Here is a 20,417-nt window from a genome sequence, read left to right as displayed (position 1 = left end):
TGCGACGGGGCACTCTCCGTCCACTCACCACGCACTCACGGTCGACTCCCGGCCGACTCCGGGCACGTCATGGCGCCGAGTGGCAGGTCACGGCGCTGAGCGACACGTCACGGCGCTGAGTTACCGTGACGCCATGCGATTCGGGGTGCTGGGGCCGCTGGCCGTATGGACGGCGGACGGCCGTCCGGTCGTCGTTCCCGGGCTCAAGACCCGCGCCCTGCTGGCCGATCTGCTGATCCACGAAGGGAGGCCCGTATCCGCGGACCGGCTGATCGACGACCTGTGGGGCGAGGGCGAGTACCCCGGCAATCCGTCCGCCGCCCTGCAGTCCAAGATCTGGCAGCTGCGGCGGGTGCTCGAAGACGCCGAGCCGGGGGGCCGTGAGCTGGTGCGGCTGCAGGGGAACGGCTATCTGCTGCGTACGGCCCCCGAGAACGTCGACGCGGGCCGGTTCGCCGCGCTGACGGCCCGCGCCGGGGCGGTCGACGAGCCCCGGGCCCGTGCCGCCCTGCTGTCCGACGCCCTCGCACTGTGGCGGGGCAACGCGTTCACCGGCTTCGAGGACACGGGGTTCGCGCGGCCCGCGGCCGCCCGCCTCGAAGAGGCCCGGCTCTCCGCGGTGGAGGCGCATGCCGTGGCCCGGATCGAGCTGGGTGAATACGGCGCGGTGGCAGGTGAGTTGGCCGAGCTGGTGGTGGAGTACCCGCTGCGCGAAGGGCTGCGCGCGGTCCAGATGCGCGCGCTCTACGGCGCGGGCAGGACGAGCGAAGCCCTGGCCGGCTACCGGGAACTGAGGACCCGCCTGGCCGAGGAGGGCCTGGATCCGGGCCCCGAACTCGACGCCCTGCAGCAGGCCATCCTGCGGCAGGACCCGGCGCTGGGGACCACACGCGCCACCGCACGCACCGCCACGTCCACCCCCGTACCCACATCCGCACCCGCACCCGTGGACCGGCCACGGCGCCCGCCCACGAACCTGCCCGCACCCGTGAATGAACTGGTCGGCCGCCAGGGGGCGGTGGCCGAGGTGAAGTCGCTGTTCGCCACCGCGAGGCACCTGACGCTGACCGGTTCCGGCGGTGTGGGCAAGACCCGGCTCGCGCTGGAGACGGCGGCGCAGCTTTCGGGTGATTTCCCCGACGGCGTCTGGCTGGTCGAACTGGCCTCCCTGAGCCGCACCAGCACAGGCACAGGCACCAGCACCGGCACCAGCACCACCGACGCGCTGCCCCCAGTGGCAGAGGCCGTCATGACGGCCCTCGGCATCCGGCAGGAGGCGCCCGCCCCCGCCGGCCGACCCTCGTCGTCGGCCGACCGCCTCGCCGAGGCACTGAGCGAGAAGCGGCTCCTGCTGGTCCTGGACAACTGTGAGCATGTCGTCGACGCGGTCGCCGAGTTGGTCTCCTTGCTGCTCCGACGCGCACACGGGCTGCGCGTCCTGGCCACCAGCCAGGAATCGATCGGAATCTCCGGTGAGACGGTCTGGACCGTGCCCCCGCTTGACGTGCCCGGCACCCCGGACGAGACGGAGCTCGCGGCCGTCGCACGATCCAGCGCGGTACAGCTCTTCTCCGCGCGGGCCGCCGCCGCGGCACCCGGCTTCGTCCTGGACGCGGACAACGCCCGGGACGTCGCGGTGATCTGCCGTCGCCTCGACGGGATACCGCTGGCACTCGAACTCGCCGCCACCCGGGTGCGGGCCCTCGGCGTACCGGGTCTGATCGCCCGTCTCGACGACCGGTTCCGGCTCCTGGCCACCGGGTACCGAGGGGCGCCGCCCCGGCAGCGGACGCTGCGGGCGATGATCGACTGGAGCTGGGAGCTGCTGACCGGACCGGAGCAGGCCGTGCTCCGGCGCCTCGCCGTGCACGGCGAAGGCTGCACGCTGGAAGCCGCGGAGGCGGTCTGCGCCGGGGACGGCGTACCGCCGCAGGACGTACTCGACCTGCTCGCGCGCCTGGTGGACCGCTCGCTGGTCGTCATGGCGGGCGGCGGCGACACCCTTCGCTACCGGCTCCTGGAATCGGTCGCCGACTATGGCCTGGCCCGGCTGCACGAGGCCGGGGAGTCCGAGCGTGTGCGCCGCAGGCACCGCCACTACTACACGGGGCTCGCCGAGCTGGCGGCACCTCGGCTGCACGGCCGCGACCAGCGGCGCCAACTGCGGCTCCTGGACGCGGAGGCCGCCAACTTCCGCCGCGCCCTCCAGGACGCGGCGGACCACGACGCCGCCGACGATGCGCTGCGACTGGTCGACGCACTGACCTGGTACTGGTTTCTGCGCGGTCGGCTCCGCGAAGCCGGCAGGTCCCTGGACGCCGCGCTGGCCGTGCGGCGTGGCGAACCCGCCACGGGCCCGGCGTCGCAGACGTCGCAAGTTTCGCAGGCGTCCCTGCGGGCCCAGGTCCGGGCCTGGCGGGCGGGCTTCGCCGTACTCGTCGGAGACGGTGTGGACCGGACGGAGTGGGGCCCGGCCGCCGCGGCGCTCGCCGAGGACGTCACGGACCGGCGCGACGGGGCAAGGGCCCGGTGGTTCCTGGGCTTCGCCCTGTTCGGTGTGGGCCGGCAGGCGTCGAGCGAGGAGCTCATCGAACAGGCGCTGGAGGGCTTTTGCGCCGTCGGCGACCGGTGGGGGATCGCGGCGGCCCTGAGCGTACGGGCCAATCAGGCCCACATCCGGGGCGACCTCGGCAGACTCGAACACGACGGCCGGCAGAGCGCGGCACTCTTCGCCGAACTCGCCGACGGATGGGGTCAGTTGCAGACCGTCGAGCCCCTTGCCTCGCTGGCCCAGATGACCGGCGACCACCCACGGGCGGCGCGGCTGCACCAGGACGGTCTGCGCATGGCCGAGGATCTCGGCCTGTGGCCGGAGGCCGCGGACCGGCTTTCCGGACTCGGCAGCACCGCCACGCTGACCGGGGACCACGCCGCGGCACGGGAGTTCCACGAGCGGGCCAAGCGCCTCGCGGCGGAGCACAGCTTCAAGCCGGGAGAGATCCACGCCGAGGTCGGACTCGGCCTCGGCGCCCGCCGCGAGGGACGGCTCGACGCCGCCGAGGCCCATCTGCGCCATGTGCTCCAGTGGCTCTCCCGGATGGCCTTCGAACCGGGGCGCGCGCTGGTCCTTGCCGAACTCGGCTTCATCGCCGAGCAGCGCGGCGACGCGGCGAACGCCCTGCGGCTGCACCGGGACGGCTGGGCCGCAGCGCGGCAGACGGGAGACGCCCGGGCCCTGGCGCTGGCCCTGGAAGGCCTGGCGGGAGCACACGCCCTGGCGGGCCGCCCCGCGCGGGCCGCCCTGCTGCTCGGAGCCGCGCACGCGGCCAGGCACTCCGTGGCGATGCCGCTCCCCGCCGCCGAACGAGGCGACGTGGACCGGATCACCGAGGCCGTACGCGGCTCACTGGACGAGGACACCTACCGGGCCGCATGGAGGCGTGGGCGCACGATGCCCCCTGAAGAAGCACTGCCCTGAGGCGCGCCGAGCCTCGTGCCCGGCCCCCCCCGGAGGTCACGCCTTCGCCCGCCGCCCGCTCCTGCGCGGCACCGGCTCGGCCCCGTCGAGGAGTTCGGTCCTCCGCTCCTCGCCCTTCTCCTCCGTCCGCACCACGATCTTCCGGAGGAGATCCGCCAGCGTCCGGCACTCCGCGTCCGTCAGCCCCTCGGTGACGAACGCCTCCTCCCCGTTGAAGGCGGGGAACACCTCCTCCATCAGCCGCTCCCCCTCCGCCGTGAGCCGCAGCAGCGCGAGCCGGCCGTCGTCCGGATGCCCCCGCCGCTCCAACAGCCCCCGCCCGGCCAGCGTCCGAGCGACCCCGGTCAGCGTCCCCTTGGAGATCCCGGCCTCCTCCGCGACGTGACGGGTCTCCATCTCCCCCCAGATCCAGACCACATACAGCACCACGAACGACGTCCACGTCAGCTCGGCGCCCCGCAGCACCGAGTTCTCGAAGTGCTGGCGCACGGCCGCCGCGGCGCGGTAGATGTTCGCGACGGCGGCCATCTGCTCGTACTTGACGGGCGTGCCGCCGAGCTTGGCCCGGACCGCCTTCTCGGTCTCGCGGATGGAGCGGTAGCCCGTCACGTGCGTGTCCCCTCGTTCCTGTGTTTCCGGCCGTCGTTCCTGTGGTTCCGGCCGACGGGCCCAGTCTCCCAACACCCTTGCCGGGGCGCATGCGCGTCCGTACCATCAGCGCCACTCGAATCTCGTACGGGCTCAAACGATTACGGACTCAAACGATAACGCGTTTCCGGTGGAAACGCCCTCCCCTCCCCGGAGTCCCGGCATGACCGTCGATCAGCACGGCGCGCCATCCCCCGCGCCGCCCCTCTCCTCCCCGGCCGCACCCCGCCGACGTATCGGCGTGACGGGCATCGTCTTCTTCGTCGTCGCCGCGTCGGCCCCCCTCACGGTGGCCGCGGGCGGCATACCGCAGTCCCTCGGGGTCACCGGAATCCTCGGCATCCCCCTGCTCTATCTCCTCATCGGCGTCGTCCTCGCCCTCTTCAGCGCCGGATACGCGGCGATGAGCAGGCACATCACCGGCGCCGGCGCGTTCTACGCGTACACCGCGCAGGGGCTCGGCCGCACCGCGGGCGTCGGCGCGGCCTTCGTCGCGCTGCTCGCGTACAACGCGATGCAGATCGGCATCGCCGGCCTCTTCGGCGCGACGACCGCGCAGTTCATCGAGTCCAAGACCGGCGCGGACATCCCCTGGTGGGTGCTGGTGTTCGCCTGCACGGCGGTCGTCGGGGCGCTCGGGTACCGGCGGGTGGACCTGGGCGTGAAGGTGCTCGCCGTGCTGCTCGTGCTCGAATTCGGCACCGTACTCGTCTTCGACATCGGGCAGTTCGCCGACGCCCCCGATGGCATTTCAGCAACCCCCCTCACCTGGGGCGCCGCCACGGACGGCTCGCTCGGGGTGGCGCTGTGCTGCGTGTTCGCCGCGTACATGGGTTTCGAATCGGCCGCGCTCTACAGCGAGGAGTGCCGCGATCCGCGCCGGACGGTGGCACGCGCGACGTACATCGCGGTCGGCCTCATCGGTGTCTTCTACGCGGTCACGGCGTGGGCGATGATCAGCGGCGCGGGCACCGGGCAGGCCACGAAGGTCGCGGCCGAACAGGGCCCGGAGATGCTGTTCTTCCTCTCCGACCGGAGCGACGGCCTGGGCACCACCTTCTCCGACTTCGCGCAGCTCTTCCTCATCACCAGCCTGCTCGCCGCGCTGCTCTCCTTCCACAACGCCGTTGCCCGGTACGTCCGTTCACTCGGCCGGGAGGGTGTGCTGCCGCGCGGGCTCGGCGCGCTGCACCGGCGGCACGGTTCGCCACACCGGGGCTCGCTGCTGCAGACGGCGCTCACGGTCGTCGTCATCGCCGTGTTCGCCCTGGCGGGGCGCGACCCGGTGGCGGACGTCTTCACCTGGCTGACCAACCTCGGCGCGCTGGGCGTGATCCTGCTGCTGCTCGCCACGTCGGCCGCGGTGGTCGGCTACTTCGCCCGCCGCCGCGAGCTGAGCGAGCCGCTGTGGCACCGGCTGATCGCGCCGGTCCTTTCGGGCGTCGCGCTCGCCGTCATCTTCTGGCTCGCACTGACCAACTTCAGCGTGCAGCTGGGGGTTTCGTCCGGGAACCCACTGCGGTGGATCCTGCCGTGCCTGATCCTCATCGCGGCCGCGGCGGGGATCGCATGGGGCCTGTATCTGCGGAAGTTCCGCCGACGGACGTACGAGGGGATCGGGGCGGCGGCGGGTCCTGCCGGGGAGTAGCCCTACAAGGCCCGCTCCAGCAGCGTTCCGCCGTTCCAGACCACCCCCACCTGCCGGTAGTACGCCCCGATCGGCTCCTCGACGGCGAGGACGGACAGCTCCTCCGTCGGCGCGTCGAAGAGATCGAGCTCGGCGTCACCGACCCACGCCTGGCCGCCCTCGAAGGACGCCGCACCGGAGGCGACGAGTTCATCCAGCGCGAGCCCTTTCCCGTCGATGGCGGGGAGTTGGCGGTGGTGGGCCATGGGGTGGGCGTTGACGAAGCCGTTCGTCTCCGAGGGTTCGCGCAGGGTCACCACGGCCTGCGCGACGCGCCGGTCGGCGGCGGCGAGCGTGGCCCCGAAGGCTGCGCCTGCCGCGATGCGAGGGGCGGGTCCGTAGGGGTGCGGCCGGGTCATATGGATGGACCCGAGCTTCTTCGGATACCCCTGATGGATCCCCCTGGCGACGGCGAAGTCCTTGTCGACCCAGATGAAGACGCAGCGCGAGTACGTACGTCCGCGATAGCCGCAGCGCACGACGGCGAAGCACTCCTTGTACTGGGCGCGGACCGGGTCGAGCAGCTCCGCCCCGCTGTCCCCGCAGGACTGCCAGTCGGCCCAGATGAGCGCGACGGCACCGGGATCCTCGGGCGCCAACTCCAGTATTTCCGGAAGGAGTTCACGAACCCTGGCCGGGTCGGTCCGGTACTCGACGGTGAGAAGGTCACCCGAGTAGCGCCAGGGCGGCGCGGGGATGAGGGCGGAACGCCCCGTCGCGGTCCGGGGCGGGAAGAATCCTTGAACTCCGGCCATGGGAGGGCTCCTTGGACGTACGCGGTCGCACTTGTTTGACCCCGTACGATATGCCTTCCCGACCCTCCTGTCACGAGCGGCCACCCCTGCGGCCCCTCCCTGCTCCGGGGGCACAATTCCCCGCCACCCCCTTGCCCCGAACCCCACCGGCTCCTATCGTTTGGTCTCAAACGACAGCCGCGCGAAAGGCTGGACCACGGGTGAGTGAAGCAACCGCAACACCCCGCAACCAAGCCGCCGGGAGCCCCCAAGTCGCCGAAACGGTCGACGCGCTCCGCGCCCAGGGCACCGACATCGTCCGCGTCATCTATCCCGACCTCATCGGCGCGGACCGGGGCCGCGACATCCTCGTGAGCCAGCTGCCCGGCGCCTGCGGGCACGGCCTCTCCTTCTGCCGCGCGGTCTACCACACCACCCCGCGCGGCGACGTCGTCCCCGTCACGGGCGGCCTCGACGCGGGGCTCCCCGACGTCTCCGTACGCCCCGATCTGGACACCCTGCAGGCGCTCCCCTGGGAGCCCGGCGTCGCCTGGTGTCTCGGGGACACCTTCGATCCCGCCACCGGCGAGCCCACCCCGGAGTCACCACGCGCCTTGTTGCGGCGGGTACTCGAGACCGCCGCCGAGCACCCCGCGGGCCCGCTCACCCCCGTGGTCGGCCCCGAGCTGGAGTACTTCCTGTGCGAGGCCGACCCCGCCACGACCGCCGGCTGGTCGGCGTACGGCGGCGCCACCGGGAACGTGTACAGCGCGGGACGGCGCGGCGACCCGGACGGTCATCTGCTGCGCACCCTGCGGCAGTTGGCCGAGCTCGGCATCGGCGCGATCGCGGGCAACCACGAATTCGACGGCGGGCAGTTCGAGATCAACCTGGACCACTCCGAGGCCCTGGACGCCGCCGACCGCGCCTTCCGTTTCAAGGCCGCCGTCAAGGAGACGGCCCGCCGCGAGGGACGCCTCGCGACCTTCATGGCCAAGCCGTTCAACGCACTCGGCGGCTCCGGCTTCCATCTGCACATCTCGCTGGCCGACGCCGCGGGACGCAATGTCTTCGAGGACGCCGGCGCCCCCGACGGGCTCTCCGCGACCGCCCGGCACGCCATCGCCGGACTCCTGGCGCACGCACCCGCCCTCAGCGCCCTGCTCAACCCCACCATCAACTCGTACAAACGCTTCGGACCCGACACCCTCGCCCCCTGGCTGATCGACTGGGGCCTCGACAACCGCAGCGCGATGCTCCGGATCCCGCCTGAGCGGGGGTCAGGAACCCGCCTCGAACTGCGACTTGGCGACGCGTCCGCCAACCCCTACCTCGGCATCGCGGGCGCCGTGGCGGCCCTCCTCCTCGGCATCCGCGACAAGCCGGAGCCGCCCGCACCGCTGGAGGGCTACGGCTACCAGGAGGACTCCGCGCCCCGCCTCCCCGGCACGCTCGGCGCGGCCCTCGACGCCCTGGAGGCCGACGAGGCGCTCACCGGGCTGCTCGGCGACGGCTTCACCGGCGCCTTCCTCACGTACAAGCGCAACGAGATCGAACGCTTCCAACAGCACATCACCGACTGGGAGTTCACGGAGTACGCCTTTCTCATCTGAACCTGACCGCACCCACCGTGAGTAGGAGTACGTCCCATGAGTACGGTCACGAGCGCCGCCGCGCCCCTAGCCCTCTCCGACGTCGACCTCGCCGACAACGACCGCTTCACCGACGGCACCCTGCCCTGGCGGATGTTCGACGTGCTGCGCCGCGAGGACCCCGTCCACTGGCAGCCCGAGCCCGCGCCCAACTCCGGCTTCTGGGCGGTCACCCGGCACGCGGACATCGTGCGCGTCGACCGCGACCCGGAGACCTTCACCTCCGAGCGGTTCACCAACCTCGAAGAGGTCGACGAGGACTTCATCGCCCTTCGCCGCTCCCTCCTGGAGACCGACGGCCTGCGCCACCGTGCGCTGCGGCTGATCCTGCAGAAGCAGTTCACCGCGCGCTCGGTCGCGACGTACGAGACGTTCCTGCGCGGCCTGACCGCCCGCACCCTGGACGCAGCGCTGCCCAAGGGCACCTTCGACTTCGTCAAGGAGGTCTCCGCCGACTTCCCGATCAACGTCCTCGCGCGGATGCTCGACGTCCCCGAGGAGGACACCCAGCAGCTCATCGACTGGGGCAACCGCATCATCGGCAACACCGACCCGGACTACGCCGACGTACTCCTGGAGAGCGCGGAGAGCGAGCGGTACCGCAATCTGCCGTTCCGCTCCCCCGCCGCGCTCGAAGTCTTCGCGTACGGAAGGGAGTTGGCGGCGAAGCGGCGCGGCGGCGACGGTACGGACCTGGTGAGCACGCTGGTCAACAACTCGCCCAAGGACGGCGTCCCGCTCTCCGCCACCGACTTCGACAACTACTTCCTGCTGCTCGTCGTCGCCGGCAACGAGACGACCAGGCATGCCATTTCGCACTCCATGCTCGCGCTGATCGACCACCCGGACGAGCGCGCCAAGCTCACCGCCGACCCCACCCTCATCCCGGGCGGCGTCGAGGAATGCCTGCGCTGGGCCTCGCCCGTCTACCACTTCCGGCGCACGGCCACGCGTGACGTCGAGCTGGGCGGCAAACTGATCAGGGAGGGCGACAAGGTCGTGCTGTGGTTCGCCTCGGGGAACCGGGACGCGGATGTCTTCCCGGATCCCTACCGATTCGACGTGACGCGGCAGAACATCGACCACGTCACCTTCGGCAAGGGCAGCCCGCACTTCTGCCTGGGCAACTCCCTTGCCCGCCTGGAGATGCGGGTCATGTTCGAGGAGCTGTTGCCGCGGCTCGCGGACATCCGGGTGGCCGGTGAGGTGCGCCGCGTAAGGTCCAATTTCGTGAACGGGATCAAGGAGCTGCCGGTCACGGTGACACTGGCGTAGCGCTCCCGCCGCAAACGCGTTCGTCCGCAGACCGGATGTGGCTGGTCGCGCCCACGCGGCGGAGCCGCACATGTCACAGCCCCGCGCCCCTTACAGGGCGTGTCAGCCGCCGGAAGTGTCCAGTTCCGCGTCCTCGCTGATGCCCGCGCAGTCGTAGGGGTCCTTCAGCCAGCCGTCCGGCAGGACGACGCGGTTGTTGCCCGACGTCCGCCCGCGCGGCCCGTCGGCGCCCACCGGCCACGGCTGGTCCAGGTCCAACTCGCCGAGCCCGTCCTCCAGTTCGGCGAGGGACGAGGTGATCGCGAGCCGCTTGCGCATCTCCGAGCCGACCGCGAAGCCCTTCAGATACCAGGCCACGTGCTTGCGGAAGTCGATGACGCCGCGCGCCTCGTCGCCGATCCACTCGCCGAGGAGGGTCGCGTGCCGCAGCATGACCTTCGAGACCTCGCGCAGGTCCGGGGCCTTGGGCGCGCCCGTCCCCTCGAAGGCGGCGACGAGATCACCGAAGAGCCAGGGGCGGCCGAGGCAGCCACGCCCCACCACGACGCCGTCGCAGCCGGTCTCCTTCATCATCCGCACCGCGTCGGCGGCGGACCAGATGTCGCCGTTGCCGAGCACCGGGATCTCGGGGACGTGCTCCTTGAGACGGGCGATCGCGTCCCAGTCGGCCGTGCCGCCGTAGTGCTGTGCGGCGGTGCGGCCGTGCAGCGCGATGGCGGTGACGCCCTCCTCGACGGCGATACGGCCGGCGTCGAGGAAGGTGATGTGCTCGTCGTTGATGCCCTTGCGCATCTTCATGGTGACGGGGATGTCACCAGCGCCGCTGACCGCTTCCTTCAGGATCGCCCGCAGCAGGGGCCGCTTGTACGGCAGCGCGGAGCCGCCGCCCTTGCGGGTGACCTTGGGGACGGGGCAGCCGAAGTTCAGGTCGATGTGGTCGGCCAGGCCCTCCTCCGCGATCATGCGGACGGCCTTGCCGACGGTCGCCGGGTCCACGCCGTACAGCTGGATGGACCGCGGCTTCTCGGTCTCATCGAAGTGGATCAGCTGCATGGTCTTCTCGTTGCGCTCGACCAGCGCCCGCGTCGTGATCATCTCGCTGACGAAGAGCCCCTTGCCGCCGGAGAACTCCCTGCACAGCGTCCGGAACGGCGCGTTCGTGATGCCCGCCATGGGGGCGAGCACGACGGGCGGCCGCACGGTGTGCGGGCCAATCGACAGCGGCTGCGGCGGCTGGGACATCAGGGATCTCTCCGGGACATACGGACGACGGGGGCGGGGGCAAGCATCCATTGTCCCTCACCTCACGCACCGCCTGCCCTCACTCCCCGGACAGCTCCCCGGACAGCTCCGCGAGCCGGTCGAGTCGCTCGTCCGTCTCGTCGTCGGCGGGCACGTACGCGATCAGACGGTGCGCCTGCATCAGCGGGGCCATCCACAGCATGCGGTGCTCTAGGCGCAGCAGCCCGACCTGAGGGTGCCGGTAGCGCTTGACGTGCGGGGACATCGTCGCCACCTCGTGTCGCTCCCACAGCTCGCGGAACTCGGCGGACGCCGCGAACAGCCGGTCGCGCAGCTCCTTCCAGGCAGGCTCGGCGCCGTGCTCGGCCATGGCCGCCCGGAACTTGGCGGTCAGGTCGGGCAGCATCTCCTCCCGGTCGAGGAAGGTCTCACGCCAGCTCTCGCTGGTGGCAAGGAGCCACAGGCAGTTGCGGTCCCGCGGCTCCATCGCATCGAAGTCGCCGAAGACATGTGTCCAGGAACGGTTGTGGGCGAGGACGTCGTAGCGGCCGTTCTGCACGACGGCGGGGTAGGGGACGATGCGGTGCATCAGCCGCCGGACCGGCGCCGAGAGCGCGGTGCACTCCGCCTCGGGGCGCGGGTCGACGACACCCGCGAGCGCGAAGAGGTGGGCGCGCTCGCTCGGGTCCATCAGGAGCGCGCGGGCGATCGCGTCGATGACCTGCGCCGACACTCTGATGGGCCGTGCCTGTTCCAGCCACGTGTACCAGGTCACGCCCACTGAGGAGAGCTGTGCGACCTCCTCGCGGCGCAGCCCCGGCGTGCGGCGGCGCGATCCGCGGGGCAGGCCCGTCTGCTCGGGTGTGACGCGCTCGCGGCGGCTGCGGAGGAAGGCCGCGAGTTCCTGGCGACGGATGGTGGCGCCGTTATCGGGAACGGGGTCGAGGGCGCGGTCAGCGTGGTGGCCGGTGGCGTCCGGCACTGCGGTAACGGTCACCATTCAAGGCTGCCCCATACCGCAGCCTGCTTCCAGGTGCGCTTGGTACCAGGATAAGGAGACTCTGGTACCCCTCTGGGGGCCGGATCATCGTCGTACCCGTGACTCTCACACCCCATGACACCCACGGCCGTACGTCTCCCACCGCCGGGACATCCGTCTCCGCGCCGACCGCCCTCACCCCCCTCGGCCTGATCACCGTCCTGCTCGGCGCCTCCCTCTCCAGCATCGACTTCTTCATCGTCAACGTCGCCCTGCCCAGCATCGAGCGCGACCTGCACGCGTCCCCCGCCACCTTGGAGATGGTCGTCGCCGGCTACGCGGTCGCGTACGCCGTGCTGCTCGTCCTCGGCGGGCGGCTCGGTGACGCCTACGGGCGCAGGAAGCTCTTTCTGTGGGGCGTGGCCGCCTTCGGCGTGACGTCGCTGGCCTGCGGGCTCGCACCCGGGGCGTGGTGGCTGGTGGGAGCTCGCGTCGCGCAGGGGGCGGCCTCCGCGCTGATGCTGCCGCAGGTCCTCGCCACCATCCACGCGACGACACGGGGCGAGCGGCGGGCCAGGGCCGTCGCGATGTACGGCTCGGTGAGCGGGCTCGCCGTGGTGCTCGGGCAGGTCATCGGCGGGGTCCTGGTGGCCGCCGACGTGGCGGGCACGGGCTGGCGCATGGCCTTCCTGGTGAACGTGCCGGTCGCGGTGGCCGCCCTCGTGTGCGCGGTGCGTGCCGTGCCCGACAGCCGCGCGGAGCAGCCACGGCGCAGCGACGTCGGCGGCACGGTCCTGTTCGGTGCCTCACTCACCGCCCTGCTGCTCCCCCTGTCCGAGGGGCGGGCCGCGGGCTGGCCTCTGTGGTCGGTCGCGCTGCTCGCCGCGGCGCCCCTGCTCGCCGCCGCGTTCGGGTACGTGGAGCGGCGCGCCGAACGCACCGGGGGCAGCCCTCTGCTGCCCCCGTCGCTGCTGCGCGAACCCGGCGTACGCAAGGGGCTCGTCCTGGGTGTGCCGATCTTCGTCGGTTTCAGCGGCTGGCTGTTCGTGACCGCGGTGACCCTGCAGCAGGGTCTGCACTACAGCGCCCTGAAGGCCGGTCTGACGCTGGTCCCCATGGGCGTCACGCAGTTCGCGACGTCCATGCTGGCGCCACGGCTCGTGGCACGGCTCGGCAGCCGCGCGATGACGGCATGCGCGCTGGTACACGGTGCGGGCCTGGTGGTCCTCGCGCTGACGGTGCTTTCGACGCCGTGGCCCGGAGTGAGCCCGCTCGCCCTCGCTCCCGGCCTCGCCCTGTGCGGCCTCGGCCAGGGCGTCCAACTCGCCCTGTACTACCGCATCGTGCTCGCCGCGGTCCCTGCCGCTCGGGCGGGCGCGGGCAGTGGGCTCGCGGCGACGGTGCAGCAGGCCTGCCTGGCTGTCGGCGTCGCGACGCTCGGCTCGCTCTTCCTGGCCCTGGTGCCGGACCTCGGGATGCGGAACGCGTTCGCGATCGTCCTCACGGCCCAGTTGGCGGGGCTGATCGGCCTGGCCCTGCTGAGCTTGCGGCTGCCCCGGCGGCTGGGTTGAGGGGACGGGCCTCCGAGATACCGTCGAACCCCTGCCCCAGCAAGAACTCACGCACCGCCGGCGCAGGCTCGTCCTCGCGATCTGCTGCATGAGCCTGCTGATCGTCAGTCTCGACAACACCGTCCTGAACGTGGCCCTGCCCTCCATGGCGCGCGAGTTCGACACCGACATCTCCGGCATGCAGTGGCCGATCGACGCGTACACCCTGGTCCTCGCCGCGCTGCTCATGCCGGCGGGCTCGACGGCGGACCGGGTGGGCCGCCGCCGGATCTTCAAGGCAGGCCTGGTGATCTTCACCATCGCCTCGGTCCTCTGCTCGCTCGCCCCAACCTCGAATCCCTCGTGGCGTACCGCATGATCCAGGCGGTCGGCGGCGGGGGGGGTCCCCTGGTCCTTAAGACCTTGGGGGAGCTCAACCCGGTCGCGATGTCGATCATCACGAACACCTTCACGGAACCCCGCGAGCGGGCCCGCGCCATCGGCGTCCGGGGCGGCGTGGTCGGCATCTCCATGGCGGCGGGCCCGCTGGTCGGCGGCGTCCTCGTCGACTCCGTCGGCTGGCGCTCGATCTTCTGGATCAACCTGCCGGTGGGCCTCGCGGCCCTGCTCCTGACCATGCGGTACGTCCCCGAGTCCCGCGCCCCGAGGCCCCGCCGCGCGGACCCCGTGGGCCAGCTCCTGGTGATCGTCCTGCTCGGCGCCCTGACGTACGCGATCATCGAGGCGCCGACGGCGGGCCTGACGCTCTACCTCCAGAACGTCCGCGGCCTGAACGCCCTGGACGCGGGCGTGTGGATGCTGCCGATGGCGGCGATGACGCTGATCTGCGCCCCGCTGTCGGGCCGCCTGGTGGGCAGCCGCGGCCGTCGCCTCCACCAGCCGCCAGATCGGCCAGACGCTGGGCGTCGCGGTGATCGGCGCGGTCCTCGCATCGGGGGTGGGGAGTTCGTCGTACGCAGCGGTCTTCACCGAGGCGAGCCGCCCCGCCTGGTGGATCATCACGGGCTGCGGCCTGGCGGTCCTGCTCCTCGGCGCGCTGACCAGCGGCAGGTGGGCGAGGGAGACGGCGCGACGGACGGCGGAGCGGCTCGACAACACCCCACAGCGAGCGCAGGCGGACACTACGCTCGCGCGATGACTGCGACTTGGGATCCCACAGCGTCAGGCGTACTGCGACTCCCCTCGGGCCGGCTCATCCGCGGCCGGGGCCTGAGACACCCGCTCCCCGAGGGCCCGACCCCCGACTTCGCGCTCTACCTGCTGGCCAAGGAGCCGCCCGCCGTCGCCTGGGAGGCCCGGTGGGTGCGGTGGCCCGACTTCCGGCTGCCCAGTGATCGTGTGGCGACGGCAGCCGCCCTGCGCGAGGCGTGGGAGCGGGCGGCGGAGGAGCGGGTCGAGGTCGCGTGCGGTGGCGGGCAGGGGCGTACGGGGACGGCGCTGGCGTGCATGGCGGTGCTGGACGGGGTGCCGGGTGGGGAGGCCGTGGCGTATGTGAGGGAGCACTATGCGCGACGGGCGGTGGAGACGCCGTGGCAGCGGCGGTTTGTGTCGCGTTTCGCCTGAGCAGGCCACCCACCGACAGATGACGAACAGCAGATGACAGATGACAGATATTGAAATCTGTCATCTGTCATGGCATCGTAGAGGCATGCGCACACTCACCCTCGGAACCACCGGCCCCCACACCTCCGCCATCGGCCTCGGCGCCATGGGCATGTCCGCCCTCTACGGCGAAGCCGACCGCGCGGAGTCCATCGCGACCATCCACGCCGCCCTCGAAGCGGGCGTCACCCTCATCGACACCGGCGACTTCTACGCCATGGGTCACAACGAAATACTGATCGGCGAAGCCCTGCGCACCGCGCCCGCCGCGCACCGCGAACAGGCCCTCACCAGCGTCAAGTTCGGCGCCGTCCGCGACCCGGACGGCGGCTGGTCCGGCTACGACGGACGCCCCGCCTCCGTCAAGAACTTCGCCGCGTACTCCCTCCAGCGGCTCGGCGTCGACCACATCGACGTCTACCGCATCGCCCGCATCGACCCCGACGTGCCGGTCGAGGAGACGATCGGCGCGATCGCCGAGCTCGTCGAGAAGGGGTACGTCCGCCACATCGGGCTCTCGGAGGTCGGCGCCGACACGATCCGTCGTGCGGCGGCCACGGCACCCATCTCCGACCTGCAGATCGAGTACTCGCTCATCTCACGCGGCATCGAGGACCAGATCCTGCCGACGGTCAGCGAGCTCGGCATCGGCGTCACCGCCTACGGAGTCCTCTCCCGCGGCCTGATCTCCGGCCACTTCACCCGCGACCGGCAGCTGGCCGCGAACGACTTCCGCGCCATGAGCCCCCGCTTCCAGGGCGAGAACCTGGACCGCAACCTCGACCTCGTCGACGCCCTGCGCAAGATCGCCGAGCAGAAGGGCGTGAGCGTCGCGCAGACGGCCATCGCCTGGGTGCTCGCCCAGGGCCCCCGGCATGACGCGGCCATCGTCCCGCTGGTCGGCGCCCGCCGCCGTGACCGCCTGACCGAGGCGCTCGGCGCACTCGACGTGACGCTGGACGCGGCCGACCTCGCCGCGATCGAGCAGGCCGTCCCTGCGGGAGCCGCATCCGGCGCGCGTTACCCGGAGGCGCAGATGGCACACCTCGACAGCGAGCACTGATCCACCCCAGGTACGGTCAGTGTCATGGCAACCGGCACCCTGACCCCCGAGCGCATCCTCGAAGCGACCGAGGACATGCTGCGCCGCCACGGCGCGGCAAAGGCCACGGTCGTGGACGTGGCCCGCGCCCTGGGGGTCAGCCATGGCACGGTGTACCGCCACTTCCGTACGAAGGCGGAACTGCGGGAGGCGGTGACGAAGCGGTGGCTGGACCGCACCTCCGACTCCCTGTCCGGAATCGTCACGGGCACGGAGCCGCCGGAGGCGAAGCTCCGAGCCTGGCTGACGGGCCTGTTCGCCGCGAAACAACACAAGGCGGGCGACGACCCCGAACTGTTCGCCACGTACACGGTGTTGACGGGCGAGAACAGCGGGGTGGTGGACCGCCACATCGCCGACCTGACGGACCAATTGGCCACGATCCTCCAAGAGGGCACCGCCCAGGGCACGTTCACGACGACGAACCCCGCATCCACGGCCCGCGCAGTCTTCGACGCCACCAACCGCTTCCACGACCCGGCCTACGCCCCCCAGTGGTCAAGCCCGGAAATCGACGCGGCCTTCACTGCCGTACTGGACCTGGTACTGCGCGGCTTGCGTCCCTAGGGCCTGTCCAACAGGGCTTTGGGCTTGCGCTTTCCGTTGCGGCAACTTCTACGGTCATGTGTGTGGCCGGAGAGACCGGCCCGGCGAGGGAGGCACCGGCAATGGCCTGGTCGATCGCGGAGGTGGCGCGGATGTCCAAGGTGACATCGCGGACGCTGCGGCATTACGACGAGATCGGTCTGCTGCCGCCCGCATGGATCGGGAGCAACGGGCACCGCTACTACGAGGAGGCCGATCTGCTGCGGTTGCAGCAGATCCTGCTGATGCGGGAGCTGGACCTGGGGCTGCGCGAGATCCAGGCGGTCCTGGACAGCCGGCTCGACCAGGTGGCCGTGCTCCGCGAGCACCACCAACGGCTGCTCGCGGAACGGGACCGGCTGGAGACGCTGGCCCGTACGGTCGGCCGCACCATCGCCGAACTGGAAGATGGTAAGGACAAGGGCCATATGACGAAGATCAACAAGCCGGAGAACCTGTTCGAGGGATTTCAGGCCCCCTCCGAGGCCGAGGCCGAGGTACGGGAGCGGTGGCCGCAGGCGTGGGAGCAGTCGCGGCAGGCCGTCGAGGCGATGACCTCCGAGGAAACGGAGCGCTGGCAGCGTGAGGTGACGGCGCAGATGATCCGCATGGCGGAGTTCATGGCGGCCGGCACACCGGTGTCCGACCCTGCGGTACAGGCCGAGGTGGACGCCAACTACCAGGGCATCTGCCGGTTCTGGACCCTGAACGCGGCCGCGTACAAGGGGGTGGGCCAGACCTATGTCGACGACCCGCAGATGCGGGCCAACTTCGACAAGATCGCCGACGGCCTCGCCGTCTACCAGCGCGACGCGATGACCGTGTACGCCGACGCCCGGCTGAACTGACCGCCCCGGCCCGGCGGTTGCGACGGGATGAGTACGCCTCGTCGCCGCTGAGGTGATCAGGCCGGGTGCGCGGGTGACCGCCACCCGGCCGTGGTACGCGAACGCGCTCAAGGACCGGGATCAACTGAGGTGCGTCGCCCTGAGAGGGCCAGCCTGCGCCGTTCTCGGTCGATCTCGGTGATGACGACCGTGAACTCGTCGCCGACCTGGACGCCGTCCAACGGTGCCTTCACCGACGCGTCTTCGAGTTCTCGCACGTGGACCAGTCCTTCGATGCCATCGGCGACTTGGACGAAGACGCCGAACGGGACCAGCTTGGTGACCTGCCCGCGCAGTTTCTGCCCCACCGCATGGCGGTCGGCGAATGCCTGGAACGGATCGGCCTGCGTCGCTCGCAAGGAGAGTCTGGCCTCCAGGTTCCATGTGTCGAGCTGGAGGAACTCGCAGGAGACGCGCTGTCCGACCCGTACGACGTCGGAGACTGCTTCGATGCGCCGCCAGGACAGTTCGGGGGTCGTGATGAACCCGACGCCGGGGAAGACCGGGTGATCGGGGCCGGAGTCCAACGCCACGAAGACGCCGAACCGTTCGATCGCTGCGATGGTGCCGGAGAGGAGTTCGCCGCGGTGCAGTGATTCCAGGAATGCCCAGAGCTCTGGGTTCTCAGCCGACCAGCCGCCCTGCACGAGATTGATCAACGTCCCCGGAGCGTCAAGGCACCGAAGGATCCACCGTGGCCTGATGCTCCTCGGCGAGGTGTTCCTCCGCCTTGAGCCACGGGAGGAACTGCACCCGCTTTTCCCAGCCGCATGTGTCGCAGCTCAACTGGCGTTGGACGCCCGCCTTTTGCACGTGCACGACGTGTTCGCGCCCATGCTGGTCCCATCTGCTGACCTTGCTCGTGGTCATCGAAGGCATGGCGAACAGTGTGCAGCAGAATCCCCCCGGGGGCGCCCCCCGCGCCCGCGGGGGGCCCGCCCCCCCCGCCGTTCTGCGTGCAGGCGGTGACAGGAGGCGCCGTACGATCGCCGAAGGCACGACAGAGGAGGCCAGTTGAACACCGGCGCACCGGTTCCGGACAGCTACTACGAGCGGATAGACGAGCACCGCTACAAGCCCACCGTCCACGCGAGCGGCGCCTGGGACCCCGACGAGCTGCACTTCAGTCCGCTCGGCGGCCTCGTCGTCCACGCCATCGAACGCCATCTGGCCGACAGGGTCGCGGACACCGGCCTGGTCATCGGCCGGATCAGCTTCGACATCCTGGGGCGCCTCGCGCTCGACGAGTGCGAGATCCAGGTGGAGACCGTCCGCCCCGGCCGCACCATCGAGCTGATCGAGGCCACCGTGCTGGTCGCAGGACGAGCGGTGGTCCGCGCCCGTGCCTGGCTCCTCGCCGCGCTCGACACGAGCGCCGTCGCGGGCGGCGCCCCCGCCCCGCTCACCCCGCCCGACGAGGTCGCCCCGTGGGAGATGGCAGCCCTGTGGCCCGGCGGTTACATCGCCTCCATCGACGTACGCCCGCTGTCCCTGCCGCAGCCGGGACGTACAACCGCCTGGATCTCCACGGCACTTGACCTCGTCGCGGGCGAGAGCGCAAGCCCGCTCGCGTCGTACGTGGGCCTCGTCGACACCGCCAACGGCATCGCCGTACGCCAGCCGCCCACCGCCTGGATGTACCCGAACGTCGACCTGACCCTGCACCTGTACCGGCAGCCCGAAGGCCCCTGGACGGGCCTCGACACGACGGTCGTCTTCGGAGGCTCGGGGCACGGCGTCACCAGCACGGTCCTGCACGATGCCACCGGACCTGTCGGATACGCGCACCAGATGCTGACCGTCAGGCCACAGCCGACCGCGCAGTGACCGTGCGGGATGTCCGGCAGCGGCGCCTGGTCCTGCTCGACGCGCCGGCGGCACTCGGTCTCGCGCTGCTGCCTCAACTGGCCCCACTGCGGAACACTTTGAGCGGCGAGGCGAGCGACACCGCCGTGCTGGTCCTCTCGCTGAGTGCCGCGCTTCCGGTCGCCGTCCGTCGGCTGTGGCCCGTGCCGGTCTTCGCGTTCGTGCTCGTCGCCGCCTGTGCGGCGCTGCCGTTCGGACTCGGGCCGACCTCGTTCCTCGCCGCCGCGTACGCGCTGTATGCGGTGGCGGTGGAGTGGCGGCGGCAGCCGGGTCCGTCCGCGGTCCTCATCGGCGGGGCGTGCGCGACCGGTGCCGCCCTGCTGACGCTGACCGGAGGCCGGGACCACGAAGGCGGGACCCTGGCGGTGCAGGCCGTGTTCGGGCTGCTGGTCCTCGGCGCGACCTGGGCGGCGGGGTCGTCCGTCAGGGAACGCCGGGAGAGCGTACGGCGCGTCATCGAGGAGACGGCCGAGCGGGCGAAGGTCGAGGAGCGGCTGCGCATCGCCCGTGACCTCCACGACGTCGTCACGCACAGCGTGGGCCTCATCACGGTCAAGGCCGGGATCGCCAACCACGTGGTCGACAGCCACCCCGAGGAGGCGCGGAAAGCCCTGACGGTGATCGAGGACGTCGGCCGCACGGCACTGCGCGACCTGCGGGCCACGCTCAAGGTGCTGCGGCGCGACGGGGACGCCGACGAGGACCTCGGTCCTGCGCCGGGGCTCGCCGATCTGCCGCAGCTGGTGCGGGCCGCCGAGGCGGCGGGGGTCCGTGTCGAGCTGGACTCCCGCTGCGGCGAGCGGCCTCCGGACGGCGTCGCGACGGCCGCGTACCGGATCGTGCAGGAAGCCCTGACCAACGTCGTGAAACATGCGGCGCCGACCGGGTGCCGGATCCAACTCAGGGCAGAGGGTGGTGTGTTGACGGTCGATGTGTACGACGATGGGCCCGGCGCGGGTGCCGCGCACCGCCCCGCTGCCCCCGGCGGCGGCCTCGGCCTGGTCGGGATGCGGGAGCGGGTCACCGCCCACGGCGGCACCCTCACCGCCGGGCCGCGGGCGGGCGGCGGCTTCCGGGTGACGGCGGCACTGCCGTACTGATCCGGACTC

17 protein-coding genes and 2 pseudogenes are annotated in these 20,417 nt (G+C 71.4%); 12 read left to right on the top strand and 7 right to left on the bottom strand.

The window, feature by feature from the left end; all coding sequences use genetic code 11:
- Window positions 1–133: 133 nt before the first annotated feature.
- Window positions 134–3,478, top strand: coding sequence for a BTAD domain-containing putative transcriptional regulator (locus ACFWY6_RS04405; RefSeq protein WP_384686245.1), 3,345 nt, complete (start codon window positions 134–136; stop codon window positions 3,476–3,478).
- Window positions 3,479–3,514: 36 nt separating this feature from the next.
- Here the strand turns inward: ACFWY6_RS04405 and ACFWY6_RS04400 are convergent, their stop codons facing one another.
- Window positions 3,515–4,087 carry a MarR family winged helix-turn-helix transcriptional regulator gene (locus ACFWY6_RS04400; RefSeq protein ID WP_384686243.1) on the bottom strand — a complete coding sequence of 191 codons (573 nt, stop codon included), beginning with the start codon at window positions 4,085–4,087 and terminating at the stop codon, window positions 3,515–3,517.
- Between the two features lie 202 nt (window positions 4,088–4,289).
- On the opposite strand from ACFWY6_RS04400, the gene ACFWY6_RS04395 reads away from it, so the two are divergent.
- Window positions 4,290–5,774: an APC family permease gene (locus ACFWY6_RS04395; protein WP_384686241.1), complete on the top strand. Its 1,485-nt coding sequence runs from the start codon at window positions 4,290–4,292 to the stop codon at window positions 5,772–5,774.
- A 2-nt stretch (window positions 5,775–5,776) separates the two neighbouring features.
- Here the strand turns inward: ACFWY6_RS04395 and ACFWY6_RS04390 are convergent, their stop codons facing one another.
- Window positions 5,777–6,568, bottom strand: a complete 792-nt coding sequence (locus tag ACFWY6_RS04390; RefSeq protein WP_384686240.1) for an acetoacetate decarboxylase family protein — start codon at window positions 6,566–6,568, stop codon at window positions 5,777–5,779.
- A 293-nt stretch (window positions 6,569–6,861) separates the two neighbouring features.
- Here ACFWY6_RS04390 and ACFWY6_RS04385 point away from each other — a divergent pair, with 293 nt between their 5' ends.
- Together ACFWY6_RS04385 and ACFWY6_RS04380 are read left to right on the top strand one after the other, a co-directional pair.
- Window positions 6,862–8,160 (top strand): glutamine synthetase family protein, encoded by a 1,299-nt coding sequence (locus tag ACFWY6_RS04385; RefSeq protein ID WP_384686295.1) that lies wholly within the window; start codon window positions 6,862–6,864, stop codon window positions 8,158–8,160.
- A 36-nt stretch (window positions 8,161–8,196) separates the two neighbouring features.
- Window positions 8,197–9,474, top strand: a complete 1,278-nt coding sequence (locus ACFWY6_RS04380; RefSeq protein ID WP_384686238.1) for a cytochrome P450 — start codon at window positions 8,197–8,199, stop codon at window positions 9,472–9,474.
- Between the two features lie 102 nt (window positions 9,475–9,576).
- On the opposite strand, the gene dusB is transcribed toward ACFWY6_RS04380, so the two are convergent.
- Both dusB and ACFWY6_RS04370 read right to left on the bottom strand, forming a co-directional pair.
- On the bottom strand, window positions 9,577–10,716 hold the full coding sequence (gene dusB, locus ACFWY6_RS04375) for a tRNA dihydrouridine synthase DusB (RefSeq protein ID WP_384686236.1): 1,140 nt from the start codon (window positions 10,714–10,716) through the stop codon (window positions 9,577–9,579).
- 79 nt (window positions 10,717–10,795) lie between these two features.
- The gene (locus tag ACFWY6_RS04370; RefSeq protein ID WP_384686234.1) at window positions 10,796–11,716 is read right to left on the bottom strand and encodes a helix-turn-helix transcriptional regulator; all 921 of its coding nucleotides are present in this window, start codon (window positions 11,714–11,716) and stop codon (window positions 10,796–10,798) included.
- 98 nt (window positions 11,717–11,814) lie between these two features.
- Here ACFWY6_RS04370 and ACFWY6_RS04365 point away from each other — a divergent pair, with 98 nt between their 5' ends.
- The 6 genes and pseudogenes from ACFWY6_RS04365 (at window position 11,815) to ACFWY6_RS04340 (ending at window position 17,403) form a co-directional block, all read left to right on the top strand.
- On the top strand, window positions 11,815–13,266 hold the full coding sequence (locus ACFWY6_RS04365) for an MFS transporter (protein ID WP_384686232.1): 1,452 nt from the start codon (window positions 11,815–11,817) through the stop codon (window positions 13,264–13,266).
- Window positions 13,267–13,354: 88 nt separating this feature from the next.
- Window positions 13,355–14,404 (top strand): annotated as a pseudogene (locus ACFWY6_RS04360) (MFS transporter).
- The gene (locus tag ACFWY6_RS04355; protein WP_384686230.1) at window positions 14,401–14,829 is read left to right on the top strand and encodes a protein-tyrosine phosphatase family protein; all 429 of its coding nucleotides are present in this window, start codon (window positions 14,401–14,403) and stop codon (window positions 14,827–14,829) included. The pseudogene ACFWY6_RS04360 and the gene ACFWY6_RS04355 overlap by 4 nt, the downstream one beginning before the upstream one ends.
- A gap of 85 nt (window positions 14,830–14,914) precedes the next feature.
- Window positions 14,915–15,931, top strand: coding sequence for an aldo/keto reductase (locus tag ACFWY6_RS04350; protein WP_384686228.1), 1,017 nt, complete (start codon window positions 14,915–14,917; stop codon window positions 15,929–15,931).
- Window positions 15,932–15,955: 24 nt separating this feature from the next.
- Complete coding sequence (locus ACFWY6_RS04345) at window positions 15,956–16,537, top strand: TetR family transcriptional regulator (protein ID WP_384686226.1); 582 nt, start codon at window positions 15,956–15,958, stop codon at window positions 16,535–16,537.
- 101 nt (window positions 16,538–16,638) lie between these two features.
- Window positions 16,639–17,403: a MerR family transcriptional regulator gene (locus ACFWY6_RS04340; RefSeq protein WP_384686293.1), complete on the top strand. Its 765-nt coding sequence runs from the start codon at window positions 16,639–16,641 to the stop codon at window positions 17,401–17,403.
- A 10-nt stretch (window positions 17,404–17,413) separates the two neighbouring features.
- On the opposite strand, the pseudogene ACFWY6_RS04335 reads toward ACFWY6_RS04340, so the two are convergent.
- The 3 genes and pseudogenes from ACFWY6_RS04335 to ACFWY6_RS04325 form a co-directional block, all read right to left on the bottom strand.
- Window positions 17,414–17,542, bottom strand: a pseudogene (locus ACFWY6_RS04335) (IS5/IS1182 family transposase); the annotation flags it as partial.
- Entirely contained in the window at window positions 17,511–18,101 is a 591-nt protein-coding gene (locus tag ACFWY6_RS04330) for a S1 RNA-binding domain-containing protein (protein ID WP_384686224.1), read from the bottom strand. The pseudogene ACFWY6_RS04335 and the gene ACFWY6_RS04330, both read right to left, overlap by 32 nt.
- Window positions 18,102–18,114: 13 nt before the next feature.
- Window positions 18,115–18,321: a hypothetical protein gene (locus ACFWY6_RS04325; protein WP_266867194.1), complete on the bottom strand. Its 207-nt coding sequence runs from the start codon at window positions 18,319–18,321 to the stop codon at window positions 18,115–18,117.
- A 135-nt stretch (window positions 18,322–18,456) separates the two neighbouring features.
- Here ACFWY6_RS04325 and ACFWY6_RS04320 point away from each other — a divergent pair, with 135 nt between their 5' ends.
- Window positions 18,457–19,269 carry a thioesterase family protein gene (locus tag ACFWY6_RS04320; protein ID WP_384686222.1) on the top strand — a complete coding sequence of 271 codons (813 nt, stop codon included), beginning with the start codon at window positions 18,457–18,459 and terminating at the stop codon, window positions 19,267–19,269.
- Window positions 19,266–20,408 (top strand): sensor histidine kinase, encoded by a 1,143-nt coding sequence (locus ACFWY6_RS04315; RefSeq protein ID WP_384686220.1) that lies wholly within the window; start codon window positions 19,266–19,268, stop codon window positions 20,406–20,408. Before ACFWY6_RS04320 ends, ACFWY6_RS04315 begins: the two co-directional genes overlap by 4 nt.
- Window positions 20,409–20,417 lie beyond the last annotated feature (9 nt).

The organism is Streptomyces sp. NPDC059037, from assembly GCF_042740015.1.
Taxonomy (GTDB): domain Bacteria; phylum Actinomycetota; class Actinomycetes; order Streptomycetales; family Streptomycetaceae; genus Streptomyces.
This window is presented reverse-complemented; position numbering and strand designations above follow the sequence as displayed.

Coding starts and splice junctions, on each gene's coding strand:
- ACFWY6_RS04350 (WP_384686228.1), top strand. CDS start 14,915: ATGCGCACACTCACCCTCGGAACCACCGGCCCCCACACCTCCGCCATC.
- ACFWY6_RS04395 (WP_384686241.1), top strand. CDS start 4,290: ATGACCGTCGATCAGCACGGCGCGCCATCCCCCGCGCCGCCCCTCTCC.
- dusB (WP_384686236.1), bottom strand. CDS start 10,716: ATGTCCCAGCCGCCGCAGCCGCTGTCGATTGGCCCGCACACCGTGCGG.
- ACFWY6_RS04405 (WP_384686245.1), top strand. CDS start 134: ATGCGATTCGGGGTGCTGGGGCCGCTGGCCGTATGGACGGCGGACGGC.
- ACFWY6_RS04345 (WP_384686226.1), top strand. CDS start 15,956: ATGGCAACCGGCACCCTGACCCCCGAGCGCATCCTCGAAGCGACCGAG.
- ACFWY6_RS04340 (WP_384686293.1), top strand. CDS start 16,639: ATGGCCTGGTCGATCGCGGAGGTGGCGCGGATGTCCAAGGTGACATCG.
- ACFWY6_RS04325 (WP_266867194.1), bottom strand. CDS start 18,321: ATGCCTTCGATGACCACGAGCAAGGTCAGCAGATGGGACCAGCATGGG.
- ACFWY6_RS04390 (WP_384686240.1), bottom strand. CDS start 6,568: ATGGCCGGAGTTCAAGGATTCTTCCCGCCCCGGACCGCGACGGGGCGT.
- ACFWY6_RS04355 (WP_384686230.1), top strand. CDS start 14,401: ATGACTGCGACTTGGGATCCCACAGCGTCAGGCGTACTGCGACTCCCC.
- ACFWY6_RS04370 (WP_384686234.1), bottom strand. CDS start 11,716: ATGGTGACCGTTACCGCAGTGCCGGACGCCACCGGCCACCACGCTGAC.
- ACFWY6_RS04380 (WP_384686238.1), top strand. CDS start 8,197: ATGAGTACGGTCACGAGCGCCGCCGCGCCCCTAGCCCTCTCCGACGTC.